An 18,105-nucleotide genomic window follows, 5' to 3' on the forward strand; every position below is an offset into this window, starting at 1 on the left:
TCAGGGGCTCCGGACATCAATAGCTGGGCAGCGAAGGGTCGATATCCCTGACCCATGCCAGTACCCCTTCTTCCAGCGTACGGACATTGCGCATGCCAAGCTGCTGGAGCTCAGACACCACATCGGCAGAGCGCTTGCCGCTCTTGCAACTGATCACCAGATCGGCGTCGTGCCCGTATTCCCGCAGCAATGTTTGCGCCACGGTGGGAGACTTGGGAATCAAGGTGGCGCCCGGAATGCGGACGATGTCCCATTCGGTGGGCTCCCTGACGTCGATCAGGATCGGCATCTTCTGCTGGTCCATCAAGGTCTTCAGCTCGGCTGCCGTGATGCTCGGCAGAGAAGCATCGGCGTTGCCGGCGGGCGCCCCCAGATTGCAGAACGCCTGGTAGTCCTCGGCCAGCGCGGTGATCGGCTCCCTGCCGGGCAGGCGGCGTAACGGCAGCTCGCGATAACGCATTTCCAGTGCGTCGTAGGCCACGAGGCGCCCGAGCAAGGGTTCGCCGATCCCGGTGATGAGCTTGACGGCCTCGGTCGCCATGATGGAGCCGATGGACGCGCACAGGATGCCGAGCACGCCGCCTTCGGCGCATGACGGCGACATCTCCGGTGGCGGGGGTTCCGGGTACAGGTCGCGGTAGTTCAGTCCGCGGCCGTCGGGCGCGTTCTCCCAGAACACGGAAACCTGGCCTTCGAAGCGGAAGATCGAACCCCACACGTAGGGCTTGTCTGCCAGCACGCAGGCATCGTTGACCAGATAGCGCGTGGCGAAGTTGTCGGTGCCGTCCAGGATCAGGTCGAAGCGTGAGAACAGGTCCACCGCCATGTCCCGCTCCAGGCGGTCCGTGAAGGTCTCCACCCGTACATGGGGATTCAGCCGCGCAATGGCCTGGCTGGCGCTTTCGACCTTCAGCTTGCCGACGGTATCCACGCCGTGGATGACCTGGCGCTGGAGGTTGGAATCATCCACACGGTCGAAGTCGATGATGCCGATGGTGCCGACACCAGCTGCGGCAAGGTAGAGCAGGGTGGGGGAGCCCAATCCACCTGCGCCGATGACCAGCACTCGCGCATTCTTCAGCCGGCGCTGGCCAAGCATGCCGACATCGGGAATCAGCAGATGACGGCTGTAGCGGTTGATTTCTTCACGGCTCAGTTCCGTAGCAGGAGCCACCAGAGGGGGTAAGGGCATATCACTTTCTCCGTTACAACTGATAATGATTGTCATTAATGATAAAGTGATTGGCCGCGTCATGGATGCCTGTTTCATATGCTGTCAGCACAAAAAACTATGCGGTTGGTCGGCAGCCATCCAGTCCTTCAGTTCACCTTGCCGAGCAGCGCCTACTGCCGTCCGTGCGGGCTATGGGCAACAAGCGGGGGAAGGGCGGATGGAGGTACCTCCCGTTCTGTAGCGCCCTGCGGCGTCACCTCTCGCAGTCCGCATAGAAATCCGTGCTCATCACATAGATATATACATGAGACCAGTTCTCATTTGCGGATAGCATTCATGCCATACGGAAGTGTCGGATCGAGCCGCTGACCGGATAGAGGCCGCCACCACGAGATTGGAGTACGGATGGTGGTGACGAGTGCGCGCGGCAGGATGCGCCGCAGGACGTTGAAGGCCAGTGTGCTGTGCTGTGCGCTTTCCTGCTGGCGTGGCGGGTCCGACACAGCGTTGGTACCACCGCGGAGGCAATGCTTACAGCGGACCAATCTTCGGCACGAAACGGTGCCGACCCGGTAATGAAGGAGGTAAATCCCATGTTGGCAGTGAGGGAAGCACGAACCATTGGCGTGTGTCTTGTCAGTCAGGATGACGGGTTGGCGCAAGACCTCGGGGCCGTGCTGGACACCTTGAACAACCTGCTTCGAGGCACTGGCGCCGGCATTCTGTCGGAGGCGCCGAAGATTGACCTTAACGGCCTCTATCGGCAGGTCCTTTTTCAAGCGAGCCGTTATCTCCAATCGCAAGCGGATGGTGCAGCGCCGTTATCTCTCGAACTGCAATGCTTCTCGTCAATTCCCGCAGCCAAGCAGGCACTGGGCGTGCCTGAACGACAAGCCTGCACCGAATGCGTGCTACTGGATGCCCGCAATGACGACCCTGACGTCGCCGGCGATCCCTTCCTGCCGCTCATGACCGATTGGACCGATGCCAGGCTGTCGCCGTGCTCCGCGATGTTGTTGTGCCAGGAGGAGTGTCTAGGGAAATGGATGTGCCTGTTGGGTGGGAACCGATTGATTCGGGTACCCCATCCGCAAGAGACGCAGCGGCGCGCCGATCTGCTGCGATTACTGGTTGATCACTTGGAGCATGCCTATTTCAATCGACTCCTGGCACGCACGACCCAACAGACCGAAGAGCCGGTCGCCGTCGCGCAGGAAGTGTATCGGCTGATGCAGAATCGTTGGAAGGACCGGTGGGACTTCCACTTCTTCACCGGCTCGATGGTGGCGGGCTTCATCGACTCCATGCAAGGCTTGACTCACGGGACGCCGGTTGGTTGCTATACCGGCTGCAATGAACATTCTTTGGCTGTCAGCGCGCTGGCCGGCTGGCAGTTGTACGGTCGGGCTTACGTGATTGCAATCACGTCGGGCATGATCGACGAGGCGCGCGGCACGCTGGCAAATCTCAAGCGCGCGGGCGCGCCAGGCTTGATTGTGTGCGCCGACTCCCCAGAAACGGTGTGGTATGCCTTCCAGGGCACCATCGACGCGGACAACAATGGTCATCAGGTGATTGAGGCCCGCGGCTTGTGGCATAGCTTCATGCGCCGGCCCGAGGATATTGCAGCTTGCCTTGATGGCGCTTTTCATGCGCTGGACGAACATCCCGCTCCCACCTTTCTTTTCGCCACACAAAGCGTCCTCGAATCGAGGACACAGATCGCGACCGCTCTGCCTTCCCATCCGGTCGTGTCGGTGCCCGGTTCGTGCGCGCTATCGGATGCGCAACGGCAGCGACTGGACATCGCCGTGAACGTACTGAACAAAAGCGACGCGAGGGTGCTTTGGCAGTGTGGTCGGCTGACGCCTTCCGAGCGCGATCGCGTCACGCGGCTGGCCGGCCGAGCGGGTATCGCACTGGCGGATACCATCATCAGCCCGGGCGGTGTAGTGGCCTATCAAGACGGAAGGCCGGTGCCGAATTACCTGGGAACGCTGTCCATGTATGGCTTCACGCGTCGTATCCATGCTTTTCTGGAAGACAGAACCGCTGAGCCGGGAAACGCGGAAATTCCTTGGCTTTTTTTCCTCAAGAGCAAGGTGGACCAATCTGCAACTCCCTATTCAGAAGGTCGGCTCAAGCGCAATTTCCAAGTCGCACAGGTGAACCACAACGCCGCGCACATTGCCCCCTTTACGCGATTGCCGCTTGATGTTTCGCTCGATGTATTCCTCGACTATCTGGAGGCAAGAATCCAGGTGGAGCCCGAGGTGTTGCGTCGCCGGCAGGCCAGGCTGGAATGGTTGCGAAGCATCGAAGACATGCTGCCCAGTGATCGGATCGAAACCATGCCGATGACTCCGAACTATTTCTTCTACCGGCTCGGGCAACTTGTGAACGAGCTGATCGAGGATGGATATCGGTATACGGGCGTCTATGACGTTGGCCGTTGCGGTCTGTCCGCGGTGCGCAATGTGCCGCGCACGGACGCCGGGTTCTCTGGCTGGTATGGCCGCGCCTTGATGGGTGACGCGCTCATGTCGCTGCCCTACATCGCATTGAAGAATGAACACAATGTGCTCGCATTCGTTGGCGATGGTGCCCGCGCACTCGTACCAAACGTGGAGCAGCGGTTGGCGATGTGCGCCGCGCATGGCCTTGCCTCCCGGCAGCGAAATATTACGGTCTTCTATTTGACCAATGGCGTCCTGTCGATGATTCAGACGTACCTTGACAAGCGATATGCCCTGAATGGGGCCACGCAGGTGAACGTGCCCATGTTCGAGCACGTCGAGGCGCAGGAGACACGGTCTGGTTCCGTCCGGGTACATCGGGCTTGCATACGCCAGTTCTGCGCCGCGACCCTGCGCGAGGCCCTGACTGCGCCGGGACAGTTGAATTTCTTCGATGTCTGGTTGGGGCACAACTCGGAAGGCGATGGCCTAAGCCTGGTGTCAGAAACAAGTTGGAGCCGTGTTACGGCAGAGAGGACAGTATGAAGTTCGGTTTCATCGCACACCCCACATCGAAAGGCCTGCTGCATCAGGTCAAATTGGTGGATATTGCAGACCGAATGCGCGGGGAGCAGGCAGAGGGCTATGACCCCGGTCTGTGGAAGCGCCGTAACCTGGTTCCCTTCGCGGAATTTGGCCGGATCGTCAGCGCATGTGGAAAGCATTGCGAAGGGACGCTTCAGTTCATGCCGTTGACGGCAGAGCAGATGCTTGCGCAGCCTCGCGTCATCGCCGAACGGGTGCTCGAGGGTGTCAACGCGCTCCAAGTCCAGGGAGCGGAGTTGGTCGGCCTGGGGGGCTTTACCGCGATCGTGGGTAATCGGGGATTGCAGACACTGGGACGGGCATCAATCCCCGTGACCACAGGCAATTCCCTGACCGCCTATGCTGCCTATCGGAATCTGCTCGACAGCATGGCCGCATTGGGTGTCGCACCCGAGGATTCCGAGGTTGCCATCCTGGGATATCCAGGTTCCATTGCGCTTGCCGTCGCCAGGCTGCTAGCCACTCTGGGCTGCCGTCTGCGGCTCGTGCACAGAAACCAAACACGGCCTTCGCTGGAGGATCTGCCATCGCAGCACCATCGCCAGGTGCTGCTTCATGGGCATGTGGATGAATGCTATGGAGATGTACGGTTCTTCGTCACTGCCACGTCTAGCGGCGGGGTACTCGACCCTGCGCGCCTCATGCCCGGCACTGTCGTCATTGATACGGCGCTACCCAAGGATGTGCTGCCGGGGGCACACCTGCGCGACGATATTCTGATTGTAGATGGGGGTCTCGTGTCGGCGGTGGCTTCTGTCAGCTTCGGTGCTCTGGCGCTCGGACTGGACCCCAAACGCAACCTCAACGGATGCCTGGCAGAGACCATGATTCTGGCGTTGGAAGGTCGCGCCGAACCATTCTCGATCGGTCGCGAGCTTCCTGCCGATCGCGTGTTGGAGATCGGCCGTATCGCCGAACGTCATGGCTTTCTACCCCATCCCATCGTGTCAGGCGGAGAGGCTGTGACGGACACCCGCTTCCACGAACTGGCGCGCTTTCACCGGCCAGGTTCACCAGTGCGCAGTAGCGCCAGCGACGAGGATACGGTGGCGATGCGCGCGGAGGTGCTGCGCTGCTTTGGCACCCATATCAATCCGGTACTCCGGGAGTTTTATCAGTTCAACCATGTGGAACGGGTTTTTTGCCACGGCGAAGGCTGCTGGTTGACCGATCTGGACGGGAACCGCTACCTGGACTTCGTTGCCGGTTATGGTTGCCTGAACACTGGCCACAATCATCCCGGCATCAGCGCTGCTTTGCAGCGACACCTGCAACTGCAATACCCCGTCTTTGTGCAGTACCTGTCTGCGCCTATGCAAAGCAGCCTTCTGGCCAAACGTCTGGCAGAGCTTGCACCGGACAATCTGGAGCGCGTGTTCTTCAGCAACTCCGGCACAGAAGCCATAGAGGCAGCACTGAAGCTGGCGCTCGCCGCCAGCAGCAGACCCACGGTGCTGTACTGCGCCAATGGGTATCACGGCAAGACGCTCGGCGCCTTGTCCGTGACTGGCCGGGCAAAGCATCGCGAGCCTTTCGAACCATTGCTTCCCCGATGCGAGGAATTGCCATTCGGCGACGTGGAGGCGCTGCGCTGCCGCTTGGAGAAGGGAGACGTAGCTGCCTTCATCATGGAGCCGATTCAGGGAGAAGGAGGCGTCGTCATCCCACCCGACGGCTACCTGTCGGCTGTGCGCACGCTCTGCGACAAGCACGAATGCGTGTGGATACTCGACGAAATCCAGACCGGCCTGGGCCGGACAGGAAAGATGTTTGCGTGCGAATGGGAAAACGTCGCTCCGGACATTCTTGTGCTATCCAAGTCGCTCTCGGGCGGTGTCGTGCCCATCGGCGCGACGCTATCGAAGAAGGAGCTTTGGCAGCGCGCCTATGGAAGCATCGACACCTTCGCTTTGCATACCTCGACCTTCGGCGGAGGCAACTTCGCGGCTGCCGCAGCTTTGGCCTCGCTGGACGTCATCGAACAGGACGGCCTGGCAGACAATGCGGTCCAAGTGGGCGGATACCTCAAAGCGGGGCTGGAAGAGCTGGCCAGTCAGTATTACTTCATTCGCGCAGTGCGCGGACGCGGGCTGATGATCGCCATCGAGTTCCAGAACGACGTGACTGAAGGGCTTGATGCGCTCGTGCGCGAGATGACCAGCCGCATTCCTGCCAAGGTCGCAGCCACTTACCGCATGATGCCGGGCAAAGCCCGTTTCCACCTCGAAGCTGCCATGCGCGAACTGGAGGCGAGTCTGGAGGACATGTTCGTCCTTCGCTTCATGACCAAACTATCGAAAGAGCATGGTGTTCTGACTTTCGTGACTGCCAACAACAACCGCGTCATGCGCATCCAACCGCCGTTGGTGCTGACGATGGAGGAGGCGGACCGCTTCCTGGCCGCATTCCGCGCAGTATGTGCGGATCTGGCCACATTCGAGGCCTGACGCAGCTTGCGTTATGTATGAATAGTTTCTCTCCGCTTCGCATATGAGTACGCGGTCGGTGGGTATTGCTCAGCTCCATATGCAATATGAGAGCAAGTTTAGTTCTTATTTGATTCCTGACCTTCAGCCTGAGCGTTGATTGCTGCCGTTTTTGTATGGACGGCAAGGCGATGTCGGCGAAGGGCTGTCTCTCGTTCTGTACTGGTTTGCAGCTTCAGTTCTCGCAATCCGCATAGAAATCAGTGCGCATCGCATAGATATCTACATGAGACGCGTTCTCATTTGAGGGTAGCATTCATGCCATACGGAAGCGTCGGACCGAACCGCTGACCGGATGGAGACCGCACCGCGGGATTGCAGTAGGGATGAACGAGTCCCGCTGCGCCCAGGGAGTCGTTCCGTTTGTCCCAAATCACTGTCGACCTGTGCGCCAGCAGACGCGCAGAGCAGCCATCGCTGATAAAGGAATCACTTGTCATGCTGTCCATAACCAGAAAGTCCGCCATCTCCCCAAGACTGAGGCCATTCGTCATATGTGTGGGGCTCGCGCTGATGCAGGGGGCGCCGAGCCATGCCGATGAAGTCACCGGTGTCGTGACGACGAATGGCCATGACGAAAAAAAAGGCGGCGCACAGGAGAGGCACGAGGACGGCGAGACGGTGATGAAGAGCGTCGTCGTGACGGGGCAGCATGAGAGCCAGGATGAGAGAGGCAGAAATGAGGTGTTCGAGAAAGACGTGGTGAACGTCTATCAGGGCAAGGAAGAGATCGAGCGCTACAAGGTCAACTCGGTAGGGGATTTGCTCAATGGCCTGAATGGCGTCTATAGCGGTGACAGCCGCAATAGTGGTGCACTCGACCCGAACATTCGTGGCCTGCAGGGCGGGGGACGCATTCCGGTCACCATAGACGGAACCGAGCAAGCTACCTCGGTATGGCTGGGTCCCGCAGGCGTGGCTAACCGCAACTATCTGGACCCGAATCTGGTCGGCAGTGTCATGGCAGAAAAAGGTCCTTCGATGACGCCAGGCGTATCGAGCGGAATTGGTGGTTCGATACAGGTTCGCACCTTGGAACCTGACGACATTGTTCGGCCTGGAGAAACCTTTGGCATCGAGATCAAGGCCAGTACGGCCTCGAATTCGGTGAAGCCCAACGAGAGCAGCTTCAGCAACTTCGGCAAGGACTACAGGGATATCCCAGGGGCTTATGCAACCTATAGCGGATACCTGCTGGTCATTCCCCCTGGTCCTCACGATACGGACATTACACCGCGCAGCGGATCGAGTGGAAAGGCTCTTTTGAAAACCGAGTGGGTCAGGTTGCATGCTGATTGAGTTTTCCGAAGTCCAGCTTGCCGGCGAGCAGGAACACCATTGTGCGAATGGTAGAGAAGCTGGCGTAGCCACGCGCCTTGCGCTTGGCCGCTTGGAACAGGCCGTTGATGGCCTCAAGGAAGCCGTTGGTCTGGCGGGTGCGAGTCCAGGCGACGATGCCCTCAAGGTGTTTGCGGATCATCTTGGCCACCGCCTTCATTGGCTCGACCTTGGAGCGCATGACGTTGACAGTCCATTGCCAGAGCATGTCGCGCACGACATTGACCTGCTTGCGGTTGAGGATCTCGCGCAGTTGCTCCTTGTAGAGCCAGGCCCGCGCGGTGCGCTTGGTGGCCACTTGGGCAACCAACGCATCAAGGTCAGCTTTTGCAGCGGGCGCGAGTGCATCGCGGTCCCTCAGCAGCTTCCAGCGCAGCCCCTTGAGCGAGGGGTCGGTACGTTGCTCGATGCGGCGCATCTTGTCGACGGCGGCGCTGGCGTGGGCGATAACGTGAAACTTGTCGAAGGTGATGGTGGCGTTGGGCAGGTTGGCGGTCACGCCTTTGATGAAGGCCGGCGACATGTCGATCGAGATCGATTCGATCGCCAGCGCGTTACCGCCATGGTCCTTCAGATCCTCAGCGAACGCTGCGATCGTGGCCGCATCGCGCCCCTCGGTGACGAAGAGCACGCGTCGAGCGTCGGCATCGGCCACCAGAGTGATGTAGTCATGGCCGCGGGCGCGCGAGGTCTCATCCGCGGCCAGGCGCTTGACCTCGGAGAAGTCGGCCTGAGCCAGTGCCAGAGCCACGTAGCGCTTGCAGATCGCGGCCACGCGGTGCCAGGACAAGCCCACGACACGCGCGACCGCCGCGAAGGGCATCTCACGTGCGAGCGTCAGGATCAGCGCCTCGAACAGCAGCGTGAAGCCGGCGAGCTTGCCGGCCCAGTCGGGTTCGACCTGACGGATGCCGCCGTCTGGAAGACGCACACGCGGCACGCGTACCTCAAGATAGCACTCATGCTGGAAGAAGTTCAGGTGCCGGTAGCGCTTGGCGACCGTGTCATGCGCCGGATGCGCTCCGGCCACGCCCGACACCTCGAAGCGGCTGCCCGCAACGAAGTCCACCGAGATCGTCAGTACCTTCTTGGCGGCGTCGAAATCGACCCCGGCCACGCGCCATGGATCGGTGATGCCCAGTGCGGCCTCGAACAACTTTGCATGCATAACGTGTCAGATCTACAGAGAGTCAAAAAACCGGCGACGGTACTGCACTGCGTCCGAAGCACACCCCGCCGCACTTGTCTCCATGGCTGGATGCCCAACTGCGCTGCATCCAGCCATGGACCAGCGTACCGCCGGCCCCTTGGCGTCAAGGGTTCGCTACGCCGGGCTGCGCCCGCCCTTGACCCCAACGGCCCGGCAACCCGAATCGTGCATCACCCACTCAAAATTCAAAAGAGGCAGTGGAAAAGATCTAAATTTCAATGACAAATCCTTTCGTCTCGCGCTGGCGGCAAAGAAGGAAAATTTCGACCTGCTCGCCGCATACAGCTATCGCAGCCGCGGCAACTACTACAGTGGCAAAGGCGGTGCAAAAAAGTACGAGACAGACGCATGGTTCGCCGAACTGACGGATAGCCTGAGTAGCACGGAGGGTTCGGGTCAGATTCCGATTTCTTATGTCGCCAACTACTTTCAGGCCGGGAAAGAGGTCGCGAACACTTCCAGCGAACTCGAATCCACGCTGCTGAAAGGTGTATTGCGGCTGCCCCACGACCAGACGCTCAAATTGAACTATATGCACATGAACCATACGTTCGGTGAAAGCGTTTCCTATCTCGTCAATTACTTCGTCCGCAATGGCCGCGAAGGCCAGCAGGGGCAGTGGCCGTACAGCAATACCAAGCAGGATACGTTCAGCCTTGGATATGAGCTGAAACCCGAAGGAAACAAGTGGGTGAATCTGGATGCCAATGTATGGATGACGAAAAGCAACACTCGTCGCCATCAAAACGGCCTGGGTGTCTACGGCCTCACCGCCAACGGCGTGAACGGCAAGGTATCGGACAATGCTTGGGATGACTACGTGCGTTGCCACGTCAGGAATGCTCCACCTGAGCATTGTGTCGGGGTACCGAATCAAGTTCCCGAAAAACTTCCCAATACCGATGGTCACTACAACATCATTCCTGCCGCGCTGCAAATCAGCAAACATGATCGCTGGGGCGTCAATGTCAGCAATCGCTTCAAACTGCATCCCGCGTTCAGCTTGACTGCTGGCGGTGATTTTACCCGTGAGCGTCTGAACCAATGGGATGCCTCCGGCCAGAACCTGGTTGGCGGGCATGAATACTCCTATGGCGGCAATTATCTCGGCCCTCGCTCGGGGCGGCGGGAGCAATACAATCTGCAATTCATTTTCGATTGGGCCGCGACCAGTTGGCTGCAGATCAGCGGAGGCTACCGATACTCCGATTATTGGGCCCATGATGACCTCATATCCAGAAAGCGAGCGGCACGGGAACCCGGCTGGGAAGCGCAGCGGTCTCTAACCGCCAATGGTGTGTTTGTCGGCTATCAAGAAATTCTGTCAGATGCTGAGGCTGCGGCATTGGATCAGCGGGTCATGGCGGAATGGCATGAGATGTATGAAATGCTCCAGGATCATCCAGAGGATCTGAACGAGTTCTTGAGTTGGGCGCCTACTCCTGAAGTCTATGCCGACTATGACAAAATAAACGGTGTGCGTTATTCTCAGCCGAATGATAGGGAGTCTATAGATATCCGTTTCCCCAATGTCGGCACTCACAAGGGATTCGCCGACGCCAACCCATTCAGGAATGGAACGATCGATCCTGACGAGCAGGTCGATACCGCGCAATCCCCGACTGGCAAAGCAAATCGTTATATTAACTTGCACCCCTCTAAGTACGGCGCCCTGCCTGCCGATATGGACCCTTGGCAGCAGCCCGGGAAAATTCGAGGCCATGGCTGGGCTCCACAACTTGCTGCGTCGATTTTCTTGACTGACAGTGCACGTGTATATGCACGCTACAGCGAGTTCGTTCGTTTCCCGAATCTGCATGAAGCCACCCAGGGCGCATGGGGGTATGGCAGCCAGACCACCAGGGCTACCGGTCCTGAGCATGCCTACAATTGGGAAATCGGTTATGTGCAGAATTTACGTCCTTGGTTGCCTGAACTGGAATACGCCGACTTCCGGGTCAATTACTTCAACAACCGCATCGAGGATTACATCGATCGTGATTACTTTTTCAACATCGTCCAGTTCAAAGAGAAAAAGCTCGCGGGCATGGAGTTGCAAAGCCGCTTCGATACCGGGAAATATCACGTCAATTTCGGTGCAACCTACCGCCTGAAGCAGAAGCTTTGCGACAAGGATTACGCTTCTTTCTTGGACGCAGTCTATAACCGGGTCCCCGTTTGCGTGGATGGTGGATTCCCCCTGACTTTTGCCCGCACCGCCCTTCAACCGCAGTACTCGATCAACCTGGATGCGGGCGCACGCCTGCTCGAAAACAGGCTGCGCATCAGCGGACGCATGACCTACCACAGCGCTGCCAAGAACAAGGATGAGGAGAAGATGAACGGTGTTAGTTATCTAGCGTTTGTCCGTCCATTCTATTGGAACCCCATCTTGGTATTCGATGCCTCCGCGAGCTATGCGATCGATCGCAATCTGTCGGTGGATCTGACCGTCAACAATCTGACCAATCGCTATTACGTCGACCCCATGGCGCGCATATCCATGCCGGCACCCGGCAGAACCGTGACGCTGGGCATTACCGCTGCGTTCTAGTTTTTTGGCCGTTTTCGGGAAAAATGGCTGTTTTCAACCAACCAGGAGAATCGCATGAAATTCGCTAAACTGAGCTTGGCCGTGGCCGCTCTTGTGGTTTCGACCTCGGGGCTTGCTCAATCTGTCGCAGGAGATGCGTCTACCGCTTATGTCAAGGTTCCGACGACTGGTTCCAATGTGCCGGGTATGCCCACAGGCAAGGCCGGTGTTTCCATGCCGAGGACGGCAGCGATCGACCCCACACTTCAGTCATATGTTGTCGGCTTCGCTGCAGGTCCGATCGCGCAGACCAACGCGAAGCTAGCCGGTGGCTATGGGAACGCCTTCCTCAATTTGCCGGGAACGTCGACCTTGATTTCCGAAACATGGAGGTACGCTGGCCCCAATGGCACCGATATCTATGCCTATCGTCAGATCAGCGCACCGGCACCCAATTTTCCGTATTTTGGCGGTGAGGTGATCGCCAAAGTTTCGGGTCAGGAGGTTTACTTCGGCGAATGGGCTCCCCCCGGTGGCAATAACGGCACGACTCACGATGCCAACCTCAACATGACCGATTCGCGTCGAACCGTGTTCTATGTGGGCGAGAATCCGACGGCCAGCATGCCGACTCTGATCAATGCCAAGTATGACGTCGTGGGCATTCGCCGATACAACCCCGATACGCATACCGGCGTCCACACCGGTGTGCTGACTGCCAATTATGGCGGCGCCAGCGGCACGCTGACCGGTACCGTCTGGAGCGCGAACTTCAGCGGCACTACCATCGCGTCCAATGGTACGTTCCAGAACAGCAGCGGCACGATCAAGGGGCGCTTCTACGGCACCAACGCCAGCGCGCTGGCCGGCATCTACAATCCGTCCGGACATGCCAACGACATGGCTTTCGGCGGGGCCAAGCGTCCGTGATCAGCACTGCTGATTGAAGGCATGCGGAGGGGGAGCAATCCCCCTTCCTGCTTCATTTGCCGAATTTCAATCTTTTCTGCAAGGCAGATTTCATGTTGCATCGCGTAATCATCGCGACTTTTTCGTTGATCAGCCTGGTTGCCACCGGTGTTCATGCCGACGATGACGACACCCGCCGCCTGCTTCATCAGATCGACCGTGGTGCGATGGAGCGTGAGCGTTCCCATCTGGTCGATGAAACTCCACTGCCTGGGATGGGGCAAGGTTCGTTGATTACCATCGGCGAGACGACCTACCTTGTGCAGGACACGCTTGAAGACCTGAAGCCGGCCATCTACGTCGCAATGAACCTGCGCCAGTGGGCCAAGGTGGGTCAGTTCGTCGAGAAGTACGGTCAATTGCCCGGCCATGACGAGGGCCTGGTTCTGCTTGCGGAGGGGATGCTGGCGCGCGAGGCACGAAACTATGGCGAGGCATCCGGCAAGCTGCGTACTGCATTGGAGCGCGACCCCGACAATGTGCGTGCCAGGCTGGAACTGGCGCGCGTCTACTTCGAGGACAACCAGTCCGACGAATCCCGCATGTTGTTCGATCAGATTTCCATCAGTGGCATTCCAGACGAAGTGCGGCCGGTCATCGAAGGATTCCAGGGAGCCTTGCGCGAGCGCGACTCCTGGAACGGTTCTCTGTCGCTGGGTGTCGGATACAACAGCAACATCAACCAGGCCAATGGCATGGTCACCGTCTCGGAAGAGTGCCTGCCGCCTTTTGGCTGCTTCCCCAGCATTCGAAGAATGCCCGAGCCCATCAAGTCCTCATCGTCTGTATACGATCTGACGTTGAATCGTCGTCTGCAACTGGCTGGTCACCATAATGCTCAGTTTCGTGGCATCAGTTACGGGAAATTCTATCGCCAGCACAAGGAGGCGAGCGAGGGTAGTAGTGCGGTGCATTATGGCGAGAGTACAAGCATTGTTTATGCAGGCTACAATTATCTGAGCGCCCTCGACGACGTGCTGATTGCGCCTTTATTCGAGCATAACTACGGGAATCGCCATTCCCGATACCAGGCAGTGGGGTTGCGGGCGGAATGGAAACATAATCTGACGGCCCGCATGCAACTGGGTGCCACCGCCCAGCGCAAACATGTCAGCTTCAAGGCGCAGGAACGCCAGTATTTTGACGACTACGACGAAAACCAGCTTGGTGTTTTCGCTTCGTACGTGCTGGGCGATCGGACTGCGATCTATGGCGGCCTGAACCACACGCGCCAACAGCACCCCCAATCCACGGCGAGCAACAAGGAGTACATGGCCAACCTGGGCATTTATCACATTTTCGAAACTGGCTTCAATGTCAATGCCACGGCTCTGTATCGGCGTCTGCGCCATGACGCCGCAGATGCCTTCCTTGGCGGCCAGCGCAAGGATCACCAGCAGGTCTACATCGTCAATATCGGCATGCCGCGCTTCGCTTTCAAGGGCATCACGCCCAATCTCTACTTCAAGCGCACCGTCAACGACAGCAACATCGACTGGGCCTATGAGTACCGCCAGACCGAGGTTGCGCTGAAGTTCGAGAAGAGCTTCTGATCTACACGTTCCACACACGCACATATTGCAATGAAAACCGTCATTTCCTCTCTCGAGTCAACCGTAGAAAGCCTGTCAAAAATTGCAGGCGCTGCGTTCAAGTTCGTTGTCGCTGTAGGCGGCATCTGCGTCATCATCTACGCCATGCAGGTTGGTCATTTTCCGCAGGGGATATCTCTGGGGGATGGGCTGCTGTTTCTGTTGGCAGCAGCTTGTTTTGGCGGGGTTTACGCGCTGTTCGTCGCTTTCATATTGTCGTTGGGGATTTGCCTGTCGCCTGTTTTACGGCCTGTTCTGAAACTGATATTCAGGCTGTTCGATAAGGTCAGCGGTGCGCCGCAGAGGCCGATGTGTAAGTTGGCGGATTTTAACTGGTTTTCTGTTCCTTTTTTCTTGATTGGCCTGATTTTCATTCTGGGGCTGGGCGTGGATGATGTTTTTGTTTACGGGGTGATGCTGCTGCTGTCGATTCTGTTGTATGTCTTCTATTCCATAGCAATGGATGCCGGCGAACGATACCGCAGTAATGCGCGGCTGATGAGTGTCGCTATCGAGACCCCCGAAAAGGAAAGGCTCTTGCGCGCAGAGCAGGTGGAGAATTTCAGGAATGTTCAACTGGTTTGTATTGCCACCATAGCGATAATGCCGTTGTTCGTCAGCGGAGCATTTGGCTATATCTTGAACGACTCCATGCGCCTGGCCCAGGTACGTATCGAAAACCCGATCATCTACGCCAAGGCACCCTATAGCACGATGCTGCCGAATGAGCTGACCATCAGCGATGCGCGTTCCCCCGAAGGTTATACGGCTTACAAGGGCGTGACCGTGTTGTTCAAGGGGTTTGGCAGCACGACTGTGGTGTCATTCCCGGATAACGGCAAACCCCGACAACTCGATATCCCCAACGAACTGATTGAGCTGCCCCACGAATTTCGTCTTCCAACGTAGTCGTCGTAGGATCGACACAACGAGAGGAAGAACGACGTGAAGCGCATCCCGAAACAGGAATACACGGCTGAGTTCAAGGAGCAGGCCGTCAAGCGAGCTGACGAGGTCGGCGGCATCGGCCGTGTTGCCGAGGAACTGGGGTTGGTTGAGCAGACGCTGCGCAACTGGGTCAAGGCGGCGAAGGCGGGCAAGCTGAATCCGGCCGGCGCCAAGCAGATCACTGCCGAACAGATGGAGCTGTCCCGGTTGCGGGCTCAGGTCGCGCGGCTCGAGATGGAGCTGGAGATCACAAAAAAAGCGGCGGCATATTTCGCGAAGGATCTGCTGTGAAATATGCCTGGATCGAGACGCAGCGCAGATCCTTTCCGTTGCCTGTCCTGTGCGAGGCCTTATCGGTGAGCCAGAGCGGCTTTCGGGCTTGGCGGGGAGGCGGAACGCCGGACCGCAAGCGACTGACCGATGCGCAGGCCCTGGTGCTGATTCGTACGGTTCATCAGGAGGTCCGGCAGGCCTACGGGGCACGACGCATCCACGCCGAGTTGCGTGGGCGTGGCTACCGGCTCGGCTTGCCGCGCATCGAGCGGCTGATGCGCGAGAATGGCATCCGGGCACGGCACAGGCGGCGCTACAAGGCGACGACCGACTCCAGGCATCGCCTGCCGGTGGCCGACAATGTGCTCGAGCGCCAGTTCGCGCCTGAGGCGCCCAATCGCGTCTGGACAGGCGACATCACCTATATCGCCACCGCCGAGGGTTGGCTGTACCTGGCGGTGGTGATCGACCTGTTCAACCGCGAAGTGATCGGCTGGTCCATCAAACCACGGATGACGACCGACTTGGTGATCGATGCGTTGTCGATGGCATGGTTTCGCCGGCGGCCAGGACCGGGCGTGCTGTTCCACTCCGACCGGGGAAGTCAGTACGCCAGCCAGGCTTACCAGGCCCGCCTGGCCACGTACGCCATGCGCGGATCAATGTCGCGCAAGGGTAACTGCTGGGACAACGCACCGACTGAGAGCTTCTTCAACAGCCTCAAGAATGAGCGGGTGCATGGCGTGAGCTACGCGACCCGAAACGAGGCCATGAGCGATCTGTTCCAATACATTGCCGTGTTCTACAACCGGAGCCGCCGCCACTCCAGCTTGGGATATCTGTCGCCGACCACGTTCTTGCAGAACTGGATCGAGAGACAGGATCAGCAAGAAATGGCAGCATGAGGACGGTCAGTTGGAAGGCGGAAAACGTAGGGCACCTCAGATCATCGTGGAGCGCCAGGATGGCAGCCGGCGCAGGAGGGAGGATGTGCCTGCCGCGCCGCAAGGCTGACGCAATCGCTTAGAATCCGCGCTTCGCTTTTCTGCGCATCCAACAGCTTCCAGCCATGTCCCAGTCTTCCGCTTCCCGCCCCGCCCGCACCCGTTTCGCGCCCAGCCCCACCGGTTATCTCCACATCGGCGGCGCGCGCACGGCGCTGTTCTCGTGGGCCTTCGCCCGCCGCCATGGCGGCAAGTTCATCCTGCGTATCGAGGATACCGACGTTGCCCGTTCCACGCCCGCGGCAGTGCAGGCCATCCTGGACGGCATGCAGTGGCTGGGCCTGGAGCATGACGAGGGCCCGTTCTACCAGATGCAGCGCATGGAGCGGTACAAGGAGGTGATCCGGCAGATGCTGGCTGTCGGTACAGCCTACCATTGCTACATGTCGCCGGAAGAGCTCGACCGCATCCGGGAGGAGCAGCGCGCCCGCGGCGAGAAGCCGCGCTACGACGGCCGCTGGCGGCCGGAGGCCGGCAAGTTGTTGCCGCAGCCGCCCGAAGGCGTGCAGCCGGTGGTGCGCTTCCGCAACCCGGTGGATGGCGCCGTGGCCTGGGACGATCTGGTCAAGGGCCGCATCGAGATCGCCAACGCCGAACTGGACGACTTCATCATCGCCCGCGCCGACGGCACGCCGACCTACAACTTCTGCGTGGTGGTGGACGACTGGGACATGGGCATCACCCATGTCATCCGCGGCGACGATCATGTGAACAACACGCCGCGCCAGATCAACGTGCTGCGGGCGCTGGGTGCCGAGGTGCCGCTGTATGCCCACCTGTCGATGATCCTCGGCGACGACGGCACCAAGCTGTCAAAGCGCCACGGCGCGGTCAGCGTGATGCAGTACGACGACGACGGCTACCTGCCGGATGCGGTCATCAACTACCTGGCCCGCCTGGGCTGGAGCCACGGCGACGACGAGGTGTTCAGCCGCGCGCAGTTCGTCGAGTGGTTCGACCTCGACCACATCACGCCTTCGGCAGCGCAGTTCAACACCGAAAAGCTCAACTGGCTCAATGCCCAGTACATCAAGAAGGCGGACGACGCCTTCCTGGCCGCGCAGGTCGCCAACCGGTTGGCGCGGCGCGGCGTGAACCCCGAGACCGGCGTCTCGCTGGAAGCAGTGGTCGCACTGTACAAGGATCGCGTTTCCAACCTGAACGAGCTGGCTGATTCGGTCGAGCTGTTCGTCGCCGACGTGCATCCGGCGCCGGAAGTGATCGGCCAGCACCTGAACGATGCTGCGAAGGCCGCGTTGGCCAGCCTGCGCGGGCGTCTGGCCGGCGCGGGGTGGAACAAGGCGGCGCTGTCGCAGGCGATCAAGGACACCATGGCCGAGCACGGCCTGAAGATGCCGCAGGTGGCGATTCCGCTGCGCGTCGTCGTGCTGGGTGTGCCGCAGACGCCGTCGATCGACGCGGTGCTGGAGGTGCTGGGGCGCGAGCGGGTGCTGATGCGGCTCGACCGCTACCTCTGAGCGAAAGCCAGCCCCCCGGCGGGGGCGTAAACGGCGAA

Annotated in this window: 11 protein-coding genes; 9 read left to right on the plus strand and 2 right to left on the minus strand. The window is 59.2% G+C overall.

The annotated features are described in order from the left end of the window. Nucleotides 1-16: 16 nt before the first annotated feature. Nucleotides 17-1,192 carry a molybdopterin-synthase adenylyltransferase MoeB gene (gene moeB / locus ACNQFN_RS09225; RefSeq protein WP_418648629.1) on the minus strand — a complete coding sequence of 392 codons (1,176 nt, stop codon included), beginning with the start codon at nucleotides 1,190-1,192 and terminating at the stop codon, nucleotides 17-19. A 575-nt stretch (nucleotides 1,193-1,767) separates the two neighbouring features. Between moeB and ACNQFN_RS09230 the strand changes: the two genes are divergently transcribed. From ACNQFN_RS09230 to ACNQFN_RS09240, 3 genes are all read left to right on the plus strand, one after another. After that, on the plus strand, nucleotides 1,768-4,176 hold the full coding sequence (locus tag ACNQFN_RS09230) for a hypothetical protein (protein WP_418648630.1): 2,409 nt from the start codon (nucleotides 1,768-1,770) through the stop codon (nucleotides 4,174-4,176). Next, a complete protein-coding gene (locus ACNQFN_RS09235; protein WP_418648631.1) occupies nucleotides 4,173-6,683 on the plus strand; it encodes an aminotransferase class III-fold pyridoxal phosphate-dependent enzyme in 2,511 nt (836 codons plus the stop codon). Before ACNQFN_RS09230 ends, ACNQFN_RS09235 begins: the two co-directional genes overlap by 4 nt. Nucleotides 6,684-7,160: 477 nt before the next feature. Further along, entirely contained in the window at nucleotides 7,161-8,021 is an 861-nt protein-coding gene (locus ACNQFN_RS09240; RefSeq protein WP_418648632.1) for a TonB-dependent receptor plug domain-containing protein, read from the plus strand. Here ACNQFN_RS09240 and ACNQFN_RS09245 read toward each other — a convergent pair. Next, the gene (locus tag ACNQFN_RS09245) at nucleotides 8,002-9,228 is read right to left on the minus strand and encodes an ISL3 family transposase (RefSeq protein WP_418647565.1); all 1,227 of its coding nucleotides are present in this window, start codon (nucleotides 9,226-9,228) and stop codon (nucleotides 8,002-8,004) included. The two genes, ACNQFN_RS09240 and ACNQFN_RS09245, sit on opposite strands and share 20 nt — an antisense overlap. A gap of 115 nt (nucleotides 9,229-9,343) precedes the next feature. Here ACNQFN_RS09245 and ACNQFN_RS09250 point away from each other — a divergent pair, with 115 nt between their 5' ends. The 6 genes from ACNQFN_RS09250 (at nucleotide 9,344) to gltX (ending at nucleotide 18,067) form a co-directional block, all read left to right on the plus strand. Next, the gene (locus ACNQFN_RS09250; RefSeq protein WP_418648633.1) at nucleotides 9,344-11,824 is read left to right on the plus strand and encodes a TonB-dependent receptor domain-containing protein; all 2,481 of its coding nucleotides are present in this window, start codon (nucleotides 9,344-9,346) and stop codon (nucleotides 11,822-11,824) included. A gap of 54 nt (nucleotides 11,825-11,878) precedes the next feature. Next, on the plus strand, nucleotides 11,879-12,733 hold the full coding sequence (locus ACNQFN_RS09255) for a Slam-dependent surface lipoprotein (RefSeq protein ID WP_418648634.1): 855 nt from the start codon (nucleotides 11,879-11,881) through the stop codon (nucleotides 12,731-12,733). A 92-nt stretch (nucleotides 12,734-12,825) separates the two neighbouring features. After that, a complete protein-coding gene (locus ACNQFN_RS09260) occupies nucleotides 12,826-14,325 on the plus strand; it encodes a surface lipoprotein assembly modifier (protein ID WP_418648635.1) in 1,500 nt (499 codons plus the stop codon). Nucleotides 14,326-14,355: 30 nt separating this feature from the next. After that, nucleotides 14,356-15,273, plus strand: a complete 918-nt coding sequence (locus ACNQFN_RS09265; protein WP_418648636.1) for a hypothetical protein — start codon at nucleotides 14,356-14,358, stop codon at nucleotides 15,271-15,273. Nucleotides 15,274-15,309: 36 nt separating this feature from the next. Next, a protein-coding gene (locus ACNQFN_RS09270) for an IS3 family transposase (RefSeq protein WP_418648080.1) occupies nucleotides 15,310-16,490 on the plus strand; the annotation gives its coding sequence in 2 pieces (ribosomal slippage) (nucleotides 15,310-15,562 and nucleotides 15,562-16,490; 1,182 coding nt in all). A 164-nt stretch (nucleotides 16,491-16,654) separates the two neighbouring features. Continuing rightward, nucleotides 16,655-18,067 (plus strand): glutamate--tRNA ligase, encoded by a 1,413-nt coding sequence (gene gltX, locus ACNQFN_RS09275; RefSeq protein WP_418648637.1) that lies wholly within the window; start codon nucleotides 16,655-16,657, stop codon nucleotides 18,065-18,067. Nucleotides 18,068-18,105 lie beyond the last annotated feature (38 nt).

This window comes from Thauera butanivorans (assembly GCF_048398245.1).
GTDB lineage: Bacteria > Pseudomonadota > Gammaproteobacteria > Burkholderiales > Rhodocyclaceae > Thauera > Thauera butanivorans.